General features: G+C 33.4%; 3 protein-coding genes and 1 pseudogene. 3 read left to right on the forward strand and 1 reads right to left on the reverse strand.

What is annotated here, in order from left to right; all coding sequences use genetic code 11:
- Positions 1–114 precede the first annotated feature (114 nt).
- The 3 genes from istB (at position 115) to ACFFIS_RS13305 (ending at position 2,687) form a co-directional block, all read left to right on the forward strand.
- Positions 115–840: an IS21-like element helper ATPase IstB gene (istB, locus tag ACFFIS_RS13295; RefSeq protein ID WP_320378379.1), complete on the forward strand. Its 726-nt coding sequence runs from the start codon at positions 115–117 to the stop codon at positions 838–840.
- Positions 841–1,366: 526 nt separating this feature from the next.
- Positions 1,367–1,546 (forward strand): YvrJ family protein, encoded by a 180-nt coding sequence (locus tag ACFFIS_RS13300; protein WP_320378380.1) that lies wholly within the window; start codon positions 1,367–1,369, stop codon positions 1,544–1,546.
- A 670-nt stretch (positions 1,547–2,216) separates the two neighbouring features.
- Positions 2,217–2,687 carry a hypothetical protein gene (locus ACFFIS_RS13305; RefSeq protein WP_390187948.1) on the forward strand — a complete coding sequence of 157 codons (471 nt, stop codon included), beginning with the start codon at positions 2,217–2,219 and terminating at the stop codon, positions 2,685–2,687.
- 379 nt (positions 2,688–3,066) lie between these two features.
- Here ACFFIS_RS13305 and ACFFIS_RS13310 read toward each other — a convergent pair.
- A pseudogene (locus tag ACFFIS_RS13310) lies at positions 3,067–4,301 on the reverse strand (IS256 family transposase).
- Positions 4,302–5,008 lie beyond the last annotated feature (707 nt).

Raw genomic sequence — 5,008 nt, forward strand, 5'->3', positions numbered from 1 at the left:
AAAAAGAATCTGTTTATCCTGCCGCTTAAGTGGCAGGATAAACAGATCCCGAATCATTAATATTTTAGCGACCTTAATTCAGCCACCAACACTATTTGACAAAGAGCCAAAGAATTGCGTTTACCAAGCATTCGGAGAATGGTTCAGGAAGAAACTGATTTTAAAAATCCGAAACAAGCCTATGAAGTTTTGTTACAGGTACTTTTACAGGAGAAAAGTGATCGTTTTGTACGTGCAAAACAAAATAGAATCAGGGCGGCTAATTTCCCGCAGAAAAAGCTATTAGAAGAATTAGTTGTAGAGGCGTTACCAAATCAGACAAAGCAAAAACTACCATATTTAAAATCATTGGATTTTATTAAAGAAGGCCAAAATGTCATTCTTACAGGATCACCCGGTACGGAGAAGTCGCATATTGCCATAGGATTAGGGATGGAAGCCTGTTTAGCAGGATATAGAGTGTTTTTCGCAACGATACCGTTAATTAACCAGCTTAAAGAACATCGTTCTGAGAGAACACTGCGTTCATTTGAATTAAAATTTGAAAAATTTGACTTGGTTATTCTCGATGAACTTGGCTATATCTCATTTGATAAAGAAGGTGCAGAATTATTATTTTCTCACCTATCGTTACGTGCTGGAAGAAAATCAACGATAATTACAAGCAACCTGTCATTTTTAAAATGGCAGGAGGTCTTCCACGATTCAGTGTTAACCGCAGCATTAACCAATCGATTGACACATAAGTCCCATGTGTTAAATATGAATGGCCCTTCTTTCAGAATGAAAGAAACTGAAGAATGGCTAAAAACAAACGCAGGAGAAGTGGCTCAAAATTAGATTGCGAAATGGCTCACTTTTCACTTGCGAAATACAATTATCACCTTCTGATAAAAGTGGTTGATCAAGTGTTAAGAAATATCTGCTGTTTAACCTATTAATTCTTTTGTCATAATCTATGCTGTAAAAATAAATAAGTTTACTTACATATTTGATTAGCTTTAACTTCGTATAATAACTCTTAAAAGCAACATCCACTTCACTCTTATTTTTTTCGCTTGGAAATAAAACGGCCTTCTGGACAAGTTCATAGTTACTTTTTATCGCTAGAAAGCTTTTTACAATAGGATGAAGAACCTCCTTATTATCTTTTATAAACTTCCTCATTTTTACATTTTATCCCCCATAGGAACACCCCCACTTTATATATAAAAGAGATTAACCTATCTATATTATATATAAAGTGGGGGCAAATGTTCCCATTTGAAAACCTGCATTTTAATTATTTAGTTTATTTACATAGACCTTTTTCACTATATAGAGTTAAGGGATATTATTTTTAAAGAAAAAGATGGAGGGATATGTCATGTTAACTACCGAAGCACCTATTTGGGTATCTATTATAGGTAACTTTGGATTTCCAATAGCTATCACCTTTTATTTATTTGCTCGATTTGAAAAAAAGTTAGGGGAACTAGAAAAGGTGATTAACAATCTATCTAACACAATTAAAAAGATTGCTATTAAAAATAAAAATAGTGATTAAAGGTTTGTTTTTCCTATTTGTTAACTCTTTCTATTAACAGATGTACATCAAAAACAATATAAGGGGAGATGTTTATTTATGACAATACGCAATAAAATTATGACAGCATCTGAAGCCAAGACTTTACGGGATTTACACAGACAGGTTTGGGAAGGTATGGAAGGTTAAAAAGGTTACTCCGGAATCTATGGTACTGTTGTAGCTTTATGTAACGTTATACCACGTTTCAAGAAGTTCATGGGCCCAGTTTGCAAATGTTACAGGAATTGTCGACATTATTTGGCTAGCAACCCAACGAGAAAATAATAAAAGAAATATTGATAGTTTCAAAGGGGCGGAATCACAATTCGAAAGAGTTCGTTCGTTACTCGCTGCAGGAGACCATCAAAAGGCGGAAATTCAGATGAATTGGATAAAGCTCCCATCAGCTTCAAACTCTTGTGAATTTGCAGAGGGTACAGGTCTAATCCAGGAAAAGGATACAAAGTAATTAGAGTACAGTTAAAGAATGGAACTTGGGTTTCCTATACTAACTAACTTTAAACTTCTTATCCCCTCTTTTAAGAGGGGATATTTCTAATTAAAAAGTAATTTGTCAAATAATAAAATATTAGCTATAACAAAATACATAATAGTTAGAAAAAATCATTTAGAAAAGTGGAGTGGTTGTTTGAAGAAACATAAAATTAGCTATCTAATAGCTGGGTTTCTGATATTTTCTTTCATCATAATGCGGTTTTTTAATTTATCTTTCTCCTTACCTACTACATTTAAATCGATGGTTGAAAAACAAATTACTAAAGACAAACAAATAGACATTAAAGATTTAGATATGAACAAAACTATCCTTAATATTAGGATAGAAAAACCTTTTACATCGGCAAAAAAAATAGAAGAATATGAAACAGATGATAATGATATAATTTCAACTTTACTTAATAATGAACTTCGTTTCTACAAGGGTGGTAGATTCAAGGAAAGTAATGAAGAATATGACTTATATATTTACTTTGAAAGCTTTGTACGCAGGTATACTGTTTCCGAAGATTATATAAAAACCTTTGATGGAATTTATAAGATTTTAGATAAGGAAAATGACCTTTATGAAAGTCTTAAATCTCTATATAATCAGGTGCAATAAAATACTACTGATTATTTAGTATCCTTATCTTCAAAATAAAAAAAGCCCTTCTTGGGTTTGTCAAATAAAGTGTGTAAGTTAATTACATTTAATTGATATTTTCTCTAACCAACCTTAAGTGAATCTCACTTACTGTCGTATGCGCGAGCCATATATAAGGTGTTTCAACCAGCCACCATTGACTGTAGCGCCCGATTCCTAGTATTCGGTGGAAGGGGTCGGGACCCCGCCAGCGAATACTAGGAATCGATTTGTCCGTGTTATCATTTGTTGCAGGAGAGCTTTTAAGTTTTTCTTTTAGCTATCCTGCAATAGTACCACTACACGGACAAAAGCAAAGTCAATGATGGCGTATATTATTCGTAAGCTTATCTTTGAGTTAAATATACTTGTGTACTCTTTCTTCTAGTCCTTCATGAACTAGGAATTGGTTCATTATCATAGACCAATTCTGAATGCGACCATCTTCCCACTTTTTCTCTAATTCTTTTACTCGTAAATATAGAATCTTGAAAAGCGCGTTCTCGTTAGGAAATGCGCCTTTTTTAGTTACCTTTCTAAAGCTAGAATGGATACTCTCGACTGCATTTGTTGTATACATAATTTTTCTTATCGCACTACCATACTCAAATAGCTGTTCGACATGATGAAAGTTCCTTGTTCACACATTAATGGCACCTGGATAAGCTGACCATTGTTGTTTAAATGACTCAAATGCACTTTGGCTTGCCTTAAGACTTTGTGCACCATAAACTTTCTTTAATGAGGCAGTAAACGCCTTGTAATCCTTGCTTGGTACATATTTAATAGCATTACGTATTAAATGAACCATGCATCGTTGAACGGTAACGTTAGGGAAAATAGCACGCGCACCTTCTTCTAGTCCACTTACTCCATCCATGGAAATAAAGAATATATCTTCAACGCCACGTGCCTTAATTTCATCGAAGATTTGCATCCATTTGCGCTTACTTTCCGTTTCATTACTCCACAGGCCTAGAATATCCTTTTTACCTTCCATCGTATAACCTAAGAATGTGTAAACAGCATATTTCTTTGTTTCATATTCATTTCTAATCGTTGTAAACATGCAGTCTACAAACAAAAAGGCATAGCAATTGCTTAATGGACGAGTCTGCCACTCTTCTAACTCAGGTATTACAGAATCCGTGATTTCCGATATCATGTCATGGGAAATAGAAAAACCATAAATATCCTCAACAGTAGAGGCAATATCACGCTGAGACATGCCTTTAGCATACATAGAAATTACTTTGTCCTCAATAGCTGAAACGTCCCTTTGGCGCTTGGGAATAAGTTGCGGCTCAAATGATCCATCACGGTCACGTGGAGTAGCAATTTCCACTTCTCCAGAACTCGTACGTAATGTTTTCTTGCCATCCCATTTCTTCTATTGGTGATATCCTTTTCACTTTTATCATTAGATTCATAGCCCAAATGGTGATTCAATTCACCTTTTAACATCGCTTCTAACATAGGCCCAAAGATATCCTTAAAGGCATTTTGCATATCTTCTACCGATTTAGGTTGGTATTCTTCAATAATTTTATTCGCTAAGTTAACAGATTTGAAATCACGCTTAATTTTTGCCATTTAAATTCCTCCAATTCCATCTATTACTATTATGGTTGAAATAAAAAAATCTAAACTGATAAATAGAAGCCGTACGCACTTCTACTTACACAGTTTAGATTACACTCTCAGAAAATACGATTTGGATTAAATTGTGACTTAGTGTACTTCAAATGGGTGATTTACTTGAAGAACTCCATGATAAAAGACTTTAAATGTACAGTGATTTTACAAAGTATTGGAGTATATTAATAAAATATATGCAACTAACATCCATCATAGTGGTTCAAATTGGTTCAAGTAAAATCTATTTCAATACTTTTTCATATGTTTTTATCCATTTGTGATTATAATCTAGAAGGTATTGACTCTAATATCTATCATTATGTATAGAGGTTGAAAAAAAGTGAAAAAAAGGATTGACTTAAAGTTTTATAATGTGCTATATTAATAAAGTCGCTTTTTGGTAGTCGACAAATTAACTAAATAACTTAGAAAAAAGTTGTTTACTTTTAATTTAGAGTGTGATATAATTTAAAAGTTGTCGCGAAAAACGTGATATCATTTGCTCTTTGAAAACTGAACAGAACGACCAGTATTCGAAATAAATGGTAAAGGTGCTTTTAGTAACTTAGTTGCTAAGTGCTTGAATCAAAAACTTTGAAGAAAAACAACCTCGTTTTTCTTATTTATAGCTAAGAAACAACAAACTTTTTTGGAGAGTTTGA

Source organism: Paracerasibacillus soli (assembly GCF_042432965.1).
Lineage (GTDB): Bacteria > Bacillota > Bacilli > Bacillales > Amphibacillaceae > Paracerasibacillus > Paracerasibacillus soli.